Raw genomic sequence first — 15,852 nt, 5'->3', positions numbered from 1 at the left:
ACGCTGCCGATATGGTATGATGCATCACCGCTTGAATGCGCCGCGTGCTCTGTCACAGTGGGCGCCATAGTCAGTGCCTGCGTGTTACGCCTTTTGAACAATCGCTCGAAAAGGAGCCTTGGATGCCCCGTCGCACACAGCACCTGTTGGCCGCAACCGCCGCACTAACCACCACCGTCGCGGCAGATGCGCTGGCCAATCCTATTGACCAAATCCGCCCCGATGCGCCTGAGCTGGCCGCCTATGGCGCGTTCAGCGTCGGTGTGCAGACCCTTGACGTGAAGATCCCGGACAGCGTCGATGTGCTTGGCGTGGAAGGCAAGGATGTCCCCCGCTATGATCGCCCCCTGACTTTGGAGGTCTGGTATCCGGCGGCAGAGGGCACGGTGCCCGGGGGCAGCTACCGCGCGTTGATCCGCGATGGCGCAACCGAAGTGACCCTGACCGGTCAGGCCGTGCGCGATGCGGAGCCCGCGACGGGCACCCGCTTTCCCCTGATCGTGATCAGCCACGGTTATCCTGGCAACCGTTATCTGATGGCGCATCTGGGTGAAAATCTGGCCTCCAAAGGCTATGTCACAGTATCCATTGACCACACCGACAGCACCTATTCGGACCAGGCCGCGTTTGGTTCCACCCTGTTCAACCGGCCCCTCGATCAGGCTTTTGTGGTGGATCACATGGCGGGGATGACTGGGCCGTTGGGTGACATCGTGAATGCAGATCAGACCGGCGTGATCGGCTATTCCATGGGCGGGTACGGCGCGCTGATCTTTGGCGGTGCGGGCGTCACCCAAGCATCGACCGAGTTCAGCTGGGGTGCACCCAACGGCTTGCTTTCCGCGCATCTGGCAGGCTCTGACAGTCACGAGGCGCTGATTGATCCGCGCGTCAAAGCCGTCATTGCAATTGGCCCCTGGGGCAACAATGCTGGCTTTTGGGACATGGAAGGCTTGGCGGGGCTCCGCGTGCCCACAATGCTGATGGCGGGCGGCAGGGACGACGTGTCGGTCTATTCCGCCATGCGCACCATCTTTGACGAAGCGGTGGGCACGGATCGGCATTTGCTCACTTTTGATCATGCCAACCACAATGCTGCGGCCCCGATGCCTGCCCCCATCGAAAGCTGGGCACCCGTCGAGGGCCTCGATTTTGTGCCGTTCGAGCATTATGCCGATGCGGTCTGGGACACGACGCGGATGAACAACATTGCCCAGCATTTTGCGACCGCTTTCATGGGGTTGCACCTCAAGGACGAGGCGGACATGGCGGGTTATTTCGATCTGGTGCCCACATCGAGCGACGGCCTGGTTGATTTGGATGACGCAGGCGTGCCGACCGAGGACCACACCTATTGGCGGGGATTTGCGCCGCGCACTGCCGCGGGGCTCATGTTCGAAACCAAGCCCAAGGGCGAATGATGCGGGTCGAGACACGAAGGCTGTGGGGCCAAGACTTTGTGATCCGCTCCTGGGGCGATCCTGGGTTGCCCAAGATGCTGATGCTGCATGGCTTTCCCGAATATGGCGGCGCCTGGGGCGATCTGGCCCCGCTTTTGGCTGACCGGTTTCACTGCATTGCGCCGGATCAGCGGGGCTATGGCGGCAGCTATGCGCCCGATGAGGTGGGGGCCTATGCGACCTCGCAGCTGGTGGGGGACATGGTCGCGCTGATCGGTGACGGTGGCCCGGTCACTGTCTTTGGCCATGACTGGGGCGCGGCCGTGGCCTATGGGTTGGCGATGTTCCAACCGCATCTGGTCGATCGGCTGATCGTGGCCAATGGCGTGCATCCAGTGCCGTTTCAGCGGGCGATGGCGTCTGGCGGGGCGCAATCCGCGGCCTCGCAATACATCAACTATTTGCGCCAGCCAGGGTCCGAGGATGCGCTGGCGGCAGATGATTTCGCGGGTATGCTGGGCTTCTTTTCGGCCAAGATGGACATGAGCTGGCTATCGGGCTCTCGGCTTGACGGGCAAAAGGCTGCCTGGCGGCAATCGGGGTTGCGGGGCATGATCAACTGGTATCGCGCCTCACCGCTTGTTGTGGCCGACCCGGGCGCGCCAGTGCCAATGCCCGATCTGCCGCTGGACAAACTGCGGGTCCGATGCCCGCACCTGCTGATCTGGGGCGAAGACGACAAAGCCCTCCTGCCCTCATCAACCGAAGGGCTGGAGGAGTTCGCGCCCGATCTGAAACGGGCCTGCATTTCCGGGGCAGATCACTGGGTGCTGCATCAAAAGCCGCAAGAGGTGGCAGGGATTATCCACGACTGGCTTGCCTGACCGAAAACCATTTGTCACGCACAAGCCCCTTTTTCCGGCAGGTCAATGACGACCGGAGCATGCGCAATGGTCATGCTGCTGTTGACCGAACTTGCGTTGACATATGTCGTCTCGCCGATCACCCGCTGGCCCGCACTTGCATGCACATGGCCAAAACAATGCAGCGCCGGTCGCACCTGCGCCAGTCTGTCTGTCAAATGTCGGCAGCCCAAAGCCCGCCCACGGCTTGAAACATCGAGAATTCCGGCGGGTGGCGTATGACTCACCAACACATCAACATCAGGTGGGATTGCCGCCCAAGCGGCTCGCAAGGCGGCATCACCTGCGTAAAACGCATGGTTTGGCAGGTCCGGCACCCAGGGCGCGCCATAGAACCGGCGGCCGCGAAAGGAAAATTCCTCATCCTGTAAATAGGTGGCGTTTCGAAAGGGCTGCGCCCTCTTGGCCCCGCAATATTCCAGCGTCCGGTCGTGGTTTCCGCCAATGCAGATGATGTGCTCGAAATGCTGTTTCGCAAACCAACGATCCACATTTCCAAGCACATCACCGTTGCGCTGAAACATATCTTCGAAATCGCCACAATGGATTAGAATGTCGCCTGACAGACGCCCCAACTCTGAATGACGCCCGTGGGTATCGCTGATTATGACAAGTCTCATCTCCGCCACTGGACGCAATGTCCTTCCATATGTCCAGAGCCTACGGCACACAGCATCTTCCCCCCCTCCCCCGGCTCTGGCATAGTGTCGTCCAACCAACGAAAAAAGAGCAGCAGCCATGACCGATCTTCTGGTTCCGGACGAGTTTCCCAAGAAACCGTCGCCGTCTGACTATGATGCCTCCTCCATCCAGGTGCTGGAGGATATGGAACATGTGCGGCTGCGCCCGGGCATGTATATCGGCGGCAAGGACGACCGCGCCCTGCACCACATGGTGGCCGAGATCATCGACAACTCCATGGACGAGGCCGTTGCAGGCCACGCCACCTGGATTGAAGTCGAGCTGCACGCAAACGGGCACGTGTCGGTGCGCGACAACGGCAGGGGCATTCCCACCGGCGCGCACCCCAAGGACCCATCCAAGACCGCGCTTGAGATCATCTTTTGTACGCTCAATGCGGGCGGCAAGTTCTCCGGCGACAGCTATGAGACCTCGGGCGGGCTGCACGGTGTTGGTTCATCCGTCGTCAACGCCCTGTCGGATCACCTACGGGTCGAGGTGGCGCGGAACAAGGAACTCTTTGCCATGGAGTTTTCGCGCGGCGTGCCGCAGGCCCCGCTGGCCAGGATCGGGGCCGCCCCCAATCGGCGCGGCACATCCGTGACCTTCCACCCAGACCCGGACATTTTTGGCTCGCTCAAACTCAAGCCTGCGCGGCTGTTCAAGATGGCGCGGTCCAAGGCGTACCTCTTTTCCGGTGTGGAAATCCGTTGGAAAACGGCGATTCCTGATGGCGACACACCGCTTGAGGCGACATTCCACTTTCCCGGCGGTCTGGCCGATTACCTGACCGAAGTGATGGCGGGTGCCACAACCTATGCAGACGCGCCGTTCGCAGGCGCGGTGTCGTTCGAGAAGTTCAAGGTTCCGGGCAAAGTGGAATGGGCGATCAACTGGACGCCTGCGCGCGACGGTTTCATCCAGTCCTATTGCAACACGGTCCCCACGCCCGAGGGCGGCACGCACGAAGCGGGGTTCTGGGCCGCGATCCTTAAGGGGATCAAGGCCTATGGCGAGTTGGTGAACAATAAAAAGGCGTCCACCATCACCCGCGAAGACCTGATCACAGGGGCGGGCGCGCTGGTGTCGTGTTTCATCCGCGAGCCGGAATTCGTCGGCCAGACCAAGGACCGGCTGGCCACGGTCGACGCGCAGCGGATGGTCGAAAACTCCGTCCGCGACCATTTTGACAACTGGCTGGCCGCCGACACCAAATCGGCCGGTGCGATCCTCGACTTTCTGGTGTTGCGGGCCGAAGAACGCCTGCGCCGGAGGATGGAGAAAGAGACCGCGCGCAAGACCGCCACGAAAAAGCTGCGCCTGCCCGGCAAGCTGGTCGATTGTTCAGCCACGAACCGGGACGGCACCGAGCTGTTTATCGTGGAGGGCGATAGCGCGGGCGGGTCCGCCAAAATGGCGCGCGATCGCAAGACGCAAGCGCTCTTGCCCCTGCGCGGCAAGATTTTGAACGTGTTGGGCGCGGCCTCAAGCAAGCTGGGGTCCAACGCCGAAATCTCTGATCTAACGCAGGCGCTTGGCGTGGGGTTGGGCACGAAATTCAACGTGGACGACCTGCGTTATGACAAGGTCATCATCATGACCGACGCGGACGTGGACGGCGCGCATATCGCAGCACTTCTGATGACGTTCTTCTTTACCCAGATGCGGCCGATGATCGACCAGGGGCACCTGTACCTCGCCTGCCCGCCTTTGTTCCGCCTGACCCAGGGGGCGAAGCGGGTCTATTGTTTGGACGAGGTCGAAAAAAACGCCCACCTTGAGAAGGGATTGGGCGGCAAGGGCAAGATCGACGTGTCACGGTTCAAGGGTCTGGGCGAGATGGATGCAAAGGACCTCAAGGACACAACGATGAACCCGGCCACGCGGAAACTGATCCGGGTGTCGATTGACGAGGATGAGCCGGGGGAAACCGGGGACCTGGTGGAGAGGCTGATGGGGAAGAAACCGGAGATGCGGTTTCAGTATATTCAGGAGAATGCGCGGTTTGTGGAGGAGTTGGATGTTTAATCGATGTCAAACGGTGGCTCCGGTCGATCTAGCCAACTAGGGAAGTCATAAAGACTGTCTCGCTCAACGTACCGCCCTGAAGCAGAGTATTCTCTGCTTAGTCGCTCTTTTTCATCAAACGCGCGCGCACCTTCGAATAGGTGCAACAAGAACCATCGTTCATCATTCGCATCAGGAATTGGGTGGGTGATCTGTGTATATCCGTAGTGTTCTTTCGCAACGTGTTTGATTACTTCGGCAGCAGCTTCTAGAGCATTATCAACTCTTTCGCGACTTGCTGAGCTAAGTTTTACCGCGTTTGTCCGATGGTCTAAGTCAGAGTGTGCGATCTTCTTGTCAGACCAGTTTTTTGCAAAGCTTGCCTTTTCTATGGCTTGGGTTTGTAAACGTTTCAACTGCGCATCCTCAACAAAGAAAAAATGCGAGAGGCCACGCAAAGTAACCGACTTCTCATTCCAACGTGTATTCTCAGGCCGATCAGTGAGCTTGCGTAAATTCAAAAGCGTGCGCTCAAACAGAACGCGTTCCAATGTGTTTGCCGTTCGGCCTGAAATTTTGTTCAAAAACTCCACTGTTTCAGGATTAGTGCCAAATAAGCTTCTGTACAGACGCCATTCGATCCGTGCAGAAAACACATCCTGCTTAACCAGTTCAAAATACTGCTCGGCGTCTATGTTCATATCGCAAACGTAGCACCAGTTCAAAGTAGGGCCAAGCAGACCGATCGTCGGGCCGCGGTGCGGCGATCCGACCGTTCTGCGACAGCACTTTATGGCAGCCAGGTACCTCCTCGCTCAAATCTCAGCGCCTACATCAACCAAACCGCCGTGCCGGGGGGCGGCCCGGCGATGAGGCGGCGGCTTTCAGCCTTGATTCCGCCCTGAGGGCAAAGCAGCAAGGTAGATCTGAATTAGGTGATCCCCGACCCTCTCGCGCATCGCAAAGCGATACGCTGCCGGGTGACGCGCCCGCTTTGCGGACGCTGGCAAAAAAGCGGAGGCTAACGCCTCCGCCGTCACTCGCTAAACTTATCCGGGCCAATACGCTGCCCGTCTCACCTTCACTATCGCCCTCCAAGGGTTAACCGGGATTTACCCAACCGGGGCGATATCAAGGCCATTTCAAGGCGACGGGGGCCTTACTCGAAGGGGGACACCGGCAAGGCCCTCCGCCGCGTGCTCTGCCGCCCGTGACGTCCATGACACCGGGGGCAAAACCGTCAGATCGTGACGCCGACCACAGCCCAAAGGCTCATCAGCGCAGCAAATCCAAACACAGTGGGAATGATAACTTTTTCCATCTTTTCAGTCCTTTCCAGGCAGGCCGGGAACCCGTGAGTGGTGGCCTGCGGTGCGTGCCGCAAAGCGTATCTCTGCGATCATGACACCAAGGTGGGCACGCCCCTTTGACACAAAAACCCCCTGTTTGATCATCTTTGCTCACGGCTCCGCGACGGGATTGAAACGCAAGGCTTGCATCGACGGGGCCCGCCAGTCAGGCTGGCCGCATGGTAAATACAGATGATGCACAACGCTTTCTGAACGAGAATTTCGCACCCTGGGTCCTGGCCCTGACCCCGACAGTCACCCGCGTCGACGCCGAGGGCCTGACCCTCGACATCCCGATCACCAACGACATCGCGCGGGTGGGCGGGATCGTGTCGGGTCAGGCATTGGCCACGCTGGCCGACACGGCGATGGTGCTGGCCTGCGGCGCGCATCTGGGGCGGATGGTGCCTGTGGCGACCGTAACCCTCGACACCCAATTCCTGCGCCCCGGCAGCGGCGACTGCATTCAGGCACAGGCCGAGGTTACGCGGGCGGGCAAGGCGCTGATCTTTGCGCGCTGCACGCTGGTTGCCGCCCCGTCGGGCAAGCCCATCGCCCTGGCCACGGCGACCTTTGCGGCCCCGCCGATGTGATTGACACCTGCACAGACGCTAATCATCAGGCGCACCATATTTTCCCTTGATCCCCGCATCCATCCGCCCCCTACTGCGCCCATGATCCTGCGCATGTTTTTGATCCTGACGCTGCTGGCGGGTTGCGGGCGGCCCCTGACCGAGGCCGAGATTGCCTTTACCCGGACACTGCATGGCGACAGCCTGGATGTGACGCGCGTGCGACTGGTGGAAGGGTCCCCCACGCGGGCGGTCACCTTTCGGCGCAAAGCGCGGCCGCGCACCACGTGCCGCGAGCGGATTTTGCCGCCGCCCAAGGATGCGATTGTGACGGCCAAGCCAGCGGCGGTGGCGCTCTGGACGCGGGTGCTGTTTGATCGCGACTGGTATCTGGACGACTACGTGCCGGAATACCCGGACAAGGTGAACCTGATCGCGGCCATGCTGCTGGCCCATGAATTGACGCATGTCTGGCAGTGGCAGAACCGCAAGACGACAGGCTATTCGCCGCTGCGCGCGGCGCGCGAACATCGGCGCGGCGCGGACCCCTATCTGTTTGACGTCAGCGATGATCGGGTGTTCGGCGATTTCGGCTACGAGCAACAAGGTTCCATCGTGGAGGAGTTTGTGTGCTGTCGGGCACTGGACCCTCAGGCCCCGCGCACCAAACGCCTCCATGCACTGATCAGCGGAGCGATGCCGGTGGCGCCGTTGCCGCAGTCGCGCCCCTATGACGTGCAACTGCCCTGGGACGGCGTTCAAATCGACGGAATTTGCGGATGAGGGGCGCCAGGATCCCCGTAAGGCGGACGTGTCGTCCGCCATCGCCAGATGCAACAGGAGGTGCCCAATGGCCCAATATGCGCTGATCATGCTGCTGGCGGGGATCGGCATACCCATCCTGGCGACACTGAACGCGGCCCTGGGCGTCCGCCTGGGCAGCCCCGCAGCGGCGGCCACCATCCTGTTTCTGATCGCGTTGGCCAGTTCGGCGGTGTTCTTTGCCCTCTCGGGCGGGCAGGGCATGGCCCGCGTGGCTGCAGCCCCCAAGCATCTGCTGCTCGCAGGCGTTCTGATTGCCTTTTACGTGCTCTCGATCACCTATATCGCGCCCCATTTCGGGGTCGGTAACGCGGTGTTCTTTGTGCTGTTGGGACAATTGATCAGTGCGGCGGCCATTGACCATTTCGGGCTCTTTGGCGCGCAGGTGACGGCCTTGGGGCCCGCGCGCCTGGGTGGGATAGCCCTGATGGCCGCAGGGGTGTGGTTGACGCAGCAGGCATAAGGCGGGCGTGTCGCCTGCCATCGCTTAGTCGTTCATATCCGCCAGTTCCAGCGCCTGTGACCATGCTGCGGGGTCCACGTCCACCGGATCGGCCAGAACACGGTTCTGGCCCGGTATCCGCCCGCCCTCATCCGCATCTACCAGTGCCGCCAGAGCGGCCAGCCGGTCGCCAAAGGCATCCGATGTGCTGGGGTCGATCAGCAGGTAATACTGGCCCAGATCGTGCGGTGGCCCCTCAGGCGCCTTGAGCGGTTTGACATCGCGGCTGAGCACGCCGCCGGTCATGCCTGCGGCCAGCAGTTCCGCCATCAGGCCAAAACCCCAGCCCTTGTAGCCGCCCATCGACACGAGCGAACCGCCAATAGCGGCCTCGGGATCGGTGGTGGGATTGCCGTCTGCGTCCAGCGCCCAGCCCGAGGGGATTTTCTCACCAGCCGCCTTGGCCATGGTGATCTTGCCCAAGGCCACAGTCGTCGTCGATTGGTCGAATTGCAGCGCAAGCCCCCCCTGCCCGTCAGGCACGGAAAAGGCGATGGGGTTGGTGCCGATCACCCGGGATTTTCCACCGGGCGGGGCCACGATGGGCGACGCGTTCGTAAAGCCGATGCCGATCAGCCCGGCTTGCGCGATCTGTTCGGTGAAATAGCCCAGCGACGTGCAGGTGTGGGCGTGACCCACTGCGAGGCTTGCGACCCCGAACTGGCGCGCGGCATCCAGAGCCGGGGCCAGACCATAAGCAAAGGCCGGTTGGGCAAAGCCCATGCGCGCATCCACATGAATGGCGGCAGGTCGGGGCGTTGTCACAAGGGGCACGACATCGCCTTTGACCCGGCCCGTGGTCAATTGCGCGCAATAGCTTTCGAGATAGTAGAGACCGCAAATCCGGTTGCCCGCTGCCTCGGCCCGAGCCACAGCGCGTGCCACTTCTGCGGCAGCAAAAGCGCCCGCGCCATGGCGCAGCAGCGCCGCCTGAACGGTGATTTCAATGTCGCTTTGAGAGACGGTGGCCATCGTGATACTTCCCCTGCGGCAAGGGGCCGCTGACGCGCAGTCAGATCAAAACCGCCTCGGCCCGTCAACCCGCCGCAGTGACCCCAGGCGACACGCCCTGCACCAGCGCCGCATCAATCGGGGCTGACAGCCCCTGCAGCAGAACCGAACCGCCGGTGGACAGGGTAATCAGCACGCCATCCGCCTCAAGGCTTTGCCCAACGATAGTGACACCGTCCGGATCAGTTGCCTCGACCACCAATGCGTCATTTGTCGCGTCAAAGTCGGTCACGATCACGGTGCCAGCAACGTCTGAGGCGAGAACAAAGCTGTCTGCCCCCTCGCCACCGGTGCCCGTATCCCCGGTGCCCAACACCAGTATATCGTCGCCCAGACCACCAGCCAGCGTATCGGCATCACTGTCAGAGGCAACGGTACTGTCCGCGCTGGTGGAGAAGAGCACGTCATCTCCTGCCGCGCCGCTCAGCGCATCCGCTCCTGCACCGCCTGCGATCGTATCATTCAGCGCATCACCGCTGCCGGTATCATCGCCCCCTTGCAGATCCGCATTAACCGCCTGCGTCGGTCCGGGGCCTGCATAAGTTTCGCCATCATCCGTGCCGGTAAAGCTAACGACGCCTGGGTCGTCGACGGGTACGGTATCATCGCCCGGCATGGTATCGTCACCCGTCACGGTGTCGTCGCCCGTCACGGTGTCGTCGCCCGTCACGGTGTCGTCGCCCGTCACGGTGTCGTCCCCCGGGGTTGTGTCATCGCCCGTCATCGTATCGTCGCCGGGGGTCGTATCATCGCCAGGCGTCGTGTCTTCGTCAGGGCCGTCTTCTGCGGTCACGAACAAGATCGCATCTTCGGACACTTCTTCGGTCAGGCCCTGCAACAGCGCCGTGGCCCCATTGTCGAATGCCACCAGCACACCGTCGGCCAGAATGGTCTGGCTGACAACCGACACGTCGCCTTCTTCCGCCACTTCAAAGACCAGCGCATCCTCGGCGGGGTCAAAATCTGTCACGGTGATTGCACCGGTTTCCCCCGCGCTCAGCACAAATTGGTCCGCGTCCGCGCCGCCCGTGCCAATGTCGTTGTCCGACAGGAACAACGTGTCGAGCCCCTCGCCACCCAGCAGCGTGTCGGCCTCATCATCAAAAGGGTCTGCCGCAGTGCCGCCTTGCAGGATATCGTTGCCCGCGTCGCCCTGCACGATGTCCGCACCCACGCCGCCCACAACGCTGTCATCGCCCAAGCCACCCGCCAGCACATCGTCGCCTGCGTTGCCCGTGACCGTGTCATTGCCTGCATCGCCCGACACCGTGTCGTTGCCTGCGTTGCCAGCCACCGCATCATCGCCTTCACCGCCCGAAACAACGTCATCACCAGCACCACCGCTCAGCGTGTCATCTTCGCCCAGGCCGTTGATCGTGTCGTTGTCCGCGGTGCCCATCAGATCATCGGCGATCGTGTCATCGCCAAGCAGGTCGCCCCCATCATCAATCGGCGCATCGGGGTCGTCGACGTCCACGACATCGTCCGTTTCATCCGTTTCAATCACAGAAGACGAACTGCCCAAGGCGCCGATGAGCGGCGCAAGGGTCACAATCAAGAGGGTCATCAGGGGGGTCATGAGGGCTCCGACACGCAAAAATTAACCAGTTAACCACGTTGCCCTATCACAGAACCGCAACTTACCCGAGCAAAATGAGGAAAACACAGTGTTTCCAAATATGTGCCAAGTGACCTTCATCTTGGCTCAGCGCACTGTGAGCTGCCCACTCTCAAGTGCGACTTTCCGGTCCATCCGAGCCGCCAGTTCAAGGTTGTGCGTGGCGATCAGCGCCGACAGCCCGGTGTCGCGTACCAATCCAATCAGCGTGTCAAAAACCTGATCAGCCGTATCCGGGTCAAGGTTGCCCGTCGGCTCATCCGCCAGCAAAAGCCGGGGCGCGTTGGCCAGCGCCCGGCAAAAAGCGACGCGCTGTTGCTCGCCTCCCGACAGTGCGGCGGGCCGGTGATCGGCGCGATGATCCACACCCACTTGCGCCAGCAAATCGCGCGCCCGTGCATCAGCATCGGACCTTGCCACGCCTGCGCTGAGTTGTGGCAGAACGATGTTTTCCAGGGCGGTGAATTCCGGCAAGAGGTGGTGGAATTGATAAATAAAACCCACTTGTGTGCGCCGCGCCGCTGTCCGTTTGCGGTCAGACTGCCGCGTCATGTCCTGCCCGGCCAGCGTCACTGCGCCCGCGTCGGCCGTATCCAGAAGCCCCGCGATATGCAGCAGCGTGGATTTGCCGGCCCCCGATGGCGCCACCAACGCGACCACCTCGCCTTTGGCCACGCTCAGGTCAACGCCGCGCAGCACATCAACGGCGGTGGGCTTGCCCTTGTTGTAGGTCTTGGTGATGCCTTGCAGGTTCAGAACCGGATCACTCATAGCGCAGCGCCTCGACCGGGTTCATGCGTGCCGCCCGCCGTGCCGGAAAGATCGTCACGATGAACGACAACCCCAGCGAAAGGGCGACCGCCGACAGCACATCGTCGAGATGCAATTCGGCGGGCAACGAATACAGCCCGTATTTCTCGGGCGTCCAGTCGCCGCCCATCAGCACAGAAAAAATTGGATCAATGTAGACCGCAAAGAGGCAGCCCAGGATCACTCCGAACGCCGTTCCGATCACACCGGTAAAGGCCCCGCAGATGAAAAAGACGCGCAGGATCGACCCTTCGGACAGTCCCATTGTGCGCAGGATGCCAATGTCGCGCCCCTTGTTTTTGACCAGCATGATCAAGCCCGAAACAATGTTCATTGCCGCGATCAGCACCAGGATCGACATGATGATGAACATCACGTTGTCCTCAACCTCCAGCGCTCGCAGGAAGCCGCCGGACGCATCGCGCCAGGTCCAGACCTGGGCCCGTTCACCCGCCGTCATAAGGATCGAAGCGAGATAGCTGTCGACCGCTTCGGGCGTTTCCACCATCACCTCGATCTCGTCCACCACGTTCTCGCGGTTGAAGAAGGATTGCGCCTCGGCCAGAGGCAGATAGACCCGCGTGCGGTCAATGTCATAGCGTCCGGCGGAAAAGATGTAGGTGACCTCATAGGCGTTGATCCGTGGGCTGGTCCCAAAAGCGGTGCGCACGCCGTTGGGCGATATCAGCTTGATCCGGTCGCCCACTTGCGCGCCCAACTCGCGCGCGACACCTGAACCGATGGCAACCCCCTGTTCGAACCGCGTGATGTCGCCTTGGGAAGTTTCAGGGTCCGCGATACGTGGCAGCGTGCCGAGATTGGTGGCGCTGAGGCCAAAGACTTCGACGCCTGCATTCCGACTGCGCAGATTGGCCATCACCTGGCCTCGCACCAGCGGCGCGGCCCGCGTCACACCGGGAAGCGCCTGCAGCGCCGCAGCGGTCGTGTCATAGTCGGCAATCGTCCGGTCGATGCGGCCCGCCTCGTCCACCTGCCCGATCTGGTAGACGGTGACATGGGCATTTGCCCCCAGGATGGTGTCGACAAATTCCGCGCGAAAGCCCGAGCGGACCGACAGCGTCGCAATCAGGGCAAAGACGGCAAGCGTAATCCCGATGAGGCTGATCCAGGTCATGGTGCTGACCCCGCCTTCGGCCCGCCGGGCGCGCAAATAGCGCCAGGCGATCATCCACTCGAAGGGGGCAAAGGGGGCTGTGGCCACGTGTTCTCGCTCCTGCTCGGGTTTTGGTCAGACTTGGTCGTTTGGCCCCGGAACGTCAAGCGTGGGTGCAGGCGCAGTGTGCTGGCGCGCTGGTCTGCGCCGAAACGGCCACAGCGCGATTTTGAGCGCGGCCCACATCGCCAAAAGCCCCGCGACAAAGCCGCTGCCCGCAAAGGTGAGCCCTGCGAAATTGATCGGCACGGCAGGTTCATAGCTGGCAAGGGCTGCACGCGCCACCTCGCCATCCGTGAGCCGCGTTGCGTGATAGGCCCGCATGAAGGGGCCCGCCGATTGCAGCAGTTCGAGGTCAGCGGCGAGCCGGGCATGTCGGTCAAAGGTACGTGCCATGTCCGCGCGTCGCCGTTCGATGAAGTCCGTGCCTTGCATTTGGGCCAGCGCCTCGTTCCGGCTGAGCCCCTCGGCACTGGCAGAGGCGTCGAAATCGGCCACCACCTGGCCCAGCGCGTCCACGGCCCCACCCAGACGCTGCGTGTATTGCTGGGCATATTCGGGAAATTGCGAGGCCACACCACCGCCCATCAACCCGCCCACCATCACAAGGACCCGTATAATCATTTTCCGCCCCAATAGACTGCTCTGGCCATTGCGCCATCCAAGGCCGCCATCGCATCCCAATCGTGGCATCCTTCATAAACGGCCAGAGCCGCCGCCTGCCCCTCCCAGATGACGCCATAGCTGCCGATGTTCAGGCGGTCAGAGATACACAATGCCCCAAAATGCCAAAAGTTGTAGCCGTTGCCAAATGCACGAAACACAATGCCTAGACCGTAAAAGGCCCCGTCGCCCAAAGCGACATGCGGCAGCGCAAACGGATCATCCCCGATAATACTGTCCGGGCCGTACTGCGCCTCCAGAAAGCGCACGTACCCGCGCGGTTTGGCCTGCAAGCCACCCCAAGGCTGAAAGCCGCCGGTTCGTGGGCTGGGCGAAATATCGTCGTTCAAGTCCAGGACATCGCGACAGGTTTCCCAAAAGGGGTGTCCGCTGGCCGCCTCGATCACCAGGCCCAGGAGAGCATAGTTTTCATTGTTGTAAAGATATGTACCGCGCGTTCCGCTCTGGGTGTCGCGTGCATTCACAGCGCTCAGCACATGGTCGCTGAAATGCAAAGACGGGTCTGTCGCGCGGTCCAGCCAGAACGGCATTGTTGCTTGTGTGGAATCCGGCCCAAGACCAGACGTGTGTGTGATCAATTCGGACACGGTAACATCAGGGGCCGTGCCCAGATGCATCGGAAGCCTGTCGGACCAGTCCAATCGGCCCGCTTCAACCAGTTGCAACGCGCAAGCGGCGGTTATGGACTTGCTCACGCTTGCCAATTCGCCAAAGCCGGGCGCATTGGCATCGGCGGATTGCACAGTGACCCAGCGCCCATCTTCAAGCCGCATACCCATTCCCAAGGCGCCTGTCGTACTCTGCGCGACAAGCCAGCGATCATAGGCAATCACAAGCTCCGCCGCATTCATCTGGGCTTGTCCGCCCTGAGCGAAAGCCGGAAATGTCCAAACAAGAAAAATGCAGCGGGTCAGAAAACTGCGCATCTGATCACGTCCCTGCGTAAATCTCCGCGATCTTCTGCACGGCGGTTTCGGGCGGCAACTCCTCGCTCTCGCCAGTGCGGCGCGAGGTCAGCTCGACCACCCCGTTTTTGAGGCCACGCGGGCCAACCGTGATCCGCCAGGGCAGACCGATCAGGTCCATCGTGGCAAACTTGCCCCCTGCCCGCTCGTTCCGGTCGTCATAAAGCGGATCGAGACCCAGTGCCTTGAGGCTCGTGTAGAGGGCCTCGCAGGCCCCGTCTGCCTCATCGTCGCCCTGCTTGAGGTTCACGATCCCGCAATGGAAGGGCGTCACGCCTTCGGGCCAGATGATGCCCTTGTCGTCATGGCTGGCCTCGATGATGGCGCCCAAAAGGCGGCTGACGCCTATGCCGTGGCTGCCCATGTGGACCGGGTTTTGCTTTCCATCCGGTCCCTGGACAACGGCGTTCAGCGCCTCGGAATACTTGGTGCCAAAATAGAAAATCTGGCCCACCTCGATACCCCGCGCAACCCGACGGCGATCCTCGGGAATGGCGTTGAAAAGGGCCTCGTCATGGGTTTCGTCGGTCCGGGCATAAAGGTTCGTGAACTCGTCCATCACAGCGGCGCATTGCGCCACATCATCATAATTGATGTCCCGATCGCCAAAGGTCAGGTCGGTGACAGTGCTGTCATAGAACACCTCGCTCTCGCCCGTTTCGGCCAGCACCAAGAATTCATGCGTATCATCGCCGCCAATGGGGCCGCTGTCGGCGCGCATGGGGATTGCCTGCAGACCCATCCGCTCGTAGGTGCGCAGATAGCTGACCAGGTGTCGGTTGTAGGAATGCATCGCATCCTCTTTGGTCAGGTCAAAATTATACCCATCCTTCATCAGGAACTCGCGACCACGCATCACACCAAAGCGCGGGCGGATCTCGTCACGGAACTTCCACTGGATCTGATACATGGTCAGGGGCAGATCCTTGTAGCTGCCCACATGGGCGCGGAAAATGTCGGTGATCAACTCTTCCGCCGTGGGGGTGAACAGCATGTCACGGTCGTGCCGGTCCTTGATGCGGAGCATCTCTGCCCCGTAGGCGTCATAGCGGCCGCTTTCGCGCCACAGATCCGCCGACTGGATCGTAGGCATCAGCATTGGCATATGGCCCGCGCGCTGTTGTTCCTCATGCACGATGTTCTCGATCTTGCGCAGCACCTTGAAGCCCAGCGGCAGCCAGGAATAGATGCCGGCGCTGGCCTGTTTGATCATGCCTGCGCGCAGCATCAAGCGGTGGCTGACGATCTGTGCCTCGCTGGGGTTTTCCTTGAGAACGGGCAGAAAATAGCGGCTCAGACGCATGCGTGCGCTCCTTGATACGAGTTTCGCCCTG

General features: G+C 61.3%; 15 protein-coding genes. 6 read left to right on the top strand and 9 right to left on the bottom strand.

Annotated features, from left to right (window positions below; all coding sequences use genetic code 11):
- The first annotated feature begins 122 nt into the window (after positions 1–122).
- Together Q1A44_RS09295 and Q1A44_RS09290 are read left to right on the top strand one after the other, a co-directional pair.
- Entirely contained in the window at positions 123–1,421 is a 1,299-nt protein-coding gene (locus Q1A44_RS09295) for an alpha/beta fold hydrolase (protein ID WP_299623397.1), read from the top strand.
- Entirely contained in the window at positions 1,418–2,284 is an 867-nt protein-coding gene (locus tag Q1A44_RS09290) for an alpha/beta hydrolase (RefSeq protein WP_299623395.1), read from the top strand. Before Q1A44_RS09295 ends, Q1A44_RS09290 begins: the two co-directional genes overlap by 4 nt.
- 14 nt (positions 2,285–2,298) lie before the next feature.
- Here the strand turns inward: Q1A44_RS09290 and Q1A44_RS09285 are convergent, their stop codons facing one another.
- The gene (locus Q1A44_RS09285) at positions 2,299–2,943 is read right to left on the bottom strand and encodes a metallophosphatase domain-containing protein (RefSeq protein WP_299623391.1); all 645 of its coding nucleotides are present in this window, start codon (positions 2,941–2,943) and stop codon (positions 2,299–2,301) included.
- A 118-nt stretch (positions 2,944–3,061) separates the two neighbouring features.
- Between Q1A44_RS09285 and Q1A44_RS09280 the strand changes: the two genes are divergently transcribed.
- Entirely contained in the window at positions 3,062–5,032 is a 1,971-nt protein-coding gene (locus Q1A44_RS09280; RefSeq protein ID WP_299623387.1) for a DNA topoisomerase IV subunit B, read from the top strand.
- On the opposite strand, the gene Q1A44_RS09275 is transcribed toward Q1A44_RS09280, so the two are convergent.
- The gene (locus tag Q1A44_RS09275; RefSeq protein WP_299623384.1) at positions 5,029–5,712 is read right to left on the bottom strand and encodes a hypothetical protein; all 684 of its coding nucleotides are present in this window, start codon (positions 5,710–5,712) and stop codon (positions 5,029–5,031) included. The two genes, Q1A44_RS09280 and Q1A44_RS09275, sit on opposite strands and share 4 nt — an antisense overlap.
- A gap of 827 nt (positions 5,713–6,539) precedes the next feature.
- Here Q1A44_RS09275 and Q1A44_RS09270 point away from each other — a divergent pair.
- The 3 genes from Q1A44_RS09270 to Q1A44_RS09260 all read left to right on the top strand — a co-directional run bounded on the left by Q1A44_RS09270 (position 6,540) and on the right by Q1A44_RS09260 (position 8,217).
- Entirely contained in the window at positions 6,540–6,953 is a 414-nt protein-coding gene (locus Q1A44_RS09270; protein WP_299623381.1) for a PaaI family thioesterase, read from the top strand.
- An 81-nt stretch (positions 6,954–7,034) separates the two neighbouring features.
- On the top strand, positions 7,035–7,715 hold the full coding sequence (locus Q1A44_RS09265; protein WP_299623377.1) for a hypothetical protein: 681 nt from the start codon (positions 7,035–7,037) through the stop codon (positions 7,713–7,715).
- Between the two features lie 67 nt (positions 7,716–7,782).
- On the top strand, positions 7,783–8,217 hold the full coding sequence (locus tag Q1A44_RS09260; RefSeq protein ID WP_299623374.1) for a DMT family transporter: 435 nt from the start codon (positions 7,783–7,785) through the stop codon (positions 8,215–8,217).
- A 24-nt stretch (positions 8,218–8,241) separates the two neighbouring features.
- Here Q1A44_RS09260 and Q1A44_RS09255 read toward each other — a convergent pair whose 3' ends face one another.
- The 7 genes from Q1A44_RS09255 to proS all read right to left on the bottom strand — a co-directional run bounded on the left by Q1A44_RS09255 (position 8,242) and on the right by proS (position 15,821).
- Positions 8,242–9,228, bottom strand: a complete 987-nt coding sequence (locus Q1A44_RS09255) for an Ldh family oxidoreductase (RefSeq protein WP_299623371.1) — start codon at positions 9,226–9,228, stop codon at positions 8,242–8,244.
- 64 nt (positions 9,229–9,292) lie between these two features.
- Positions 9,293–10,846, bottom strand: a complete 1,554-nt coding sequence (locus tag Q1A44_RS09250) for a calcium-binding protein (protein WP_299623368.1) — start codon at positions 10,844–10,846, stop codon at positions 9,293–9,295.
- A 126-nt stretch (positions 10,847–10,972) separates the two neighbouring features.
- Entirely contained in the window at positions 10,973–11,656 is a 684-nt protein-coding gene (locus Q1A44_RS09245) for an ABC transporter ATP-binding protein (protein ID WP_299623365.1), read from the bottom strand.
- Positions 11,649–12,917, bottom strand: coding sequence for a lipoprotein-releasing ABC transporter permease subunit (locus Q1A44_RS09240; RefSeq protein WP_299623362.1), 1,269 nt, complete (start codon positions 12,915–12,917; stop codon positions 11,649–11,651). The genes Q1A44_RS09245 and Q1A44_RS09240 overlap by 8 nt, the downstream gene beginning before the upstream one ends.
- Before the next feature lie 27 nt (positions 12,918–12,944).
- Positions 12,945–13,493, bottom strand: a complete 549-nt coding sequence (locus tag Q1A44_RS09235) for a DUF2937 family protein (protein WP_299623359.1) — start codon at positions 13,491–13,493, stop codon at positions 12,945–12,947.
- The gene (locus Q1A44_RS09230) at positions 13,490–14,479 is read right to left on the bottom strand and encodes a serine hydrolase (RefSeq protein ID WP_299623356.1); all 990 of its coding nucleotides are present in this window, start codon (positions 14,477–14,479) and stop codon (positions 13,490–13,492) included. The genes Q1A44_RS09235 and Q1A44_RS09230 overlap by 4 nt, the downstream gene beginning before the upstream one ends.
- Before the next feature lie 4 nt (positions 14,480–14,483).
- Positions 14,484–15,821: a proline--tRNA ligase gene (gene proS / locus Q1A44_RS09225; protein ID WP_299623352.1), complete on the bottom strand. Its 1,338-nt coding sequence runs from the start codon at positions 15,819–15,821 to the stop codon at positions 14,484–14,486.
- Positions 15,822–15,852 lie beyond the last annotated feature (31 nt).

The sequence above is a fragment of the uncultured Tateyamaria sp. genome (assembly GCF_947503705.1).
Lineage (GTDB): Bacteria > Pseudomonadota > Alphaproteobacteria > Rhodobacterales > Rhodobacteraceae > Tateyamaria.
The sequence above is the reverse complement of the archived record's forward strand: the minus strand, read 5'-3'. Positions and strand labels throughout refer to the sequence as shown.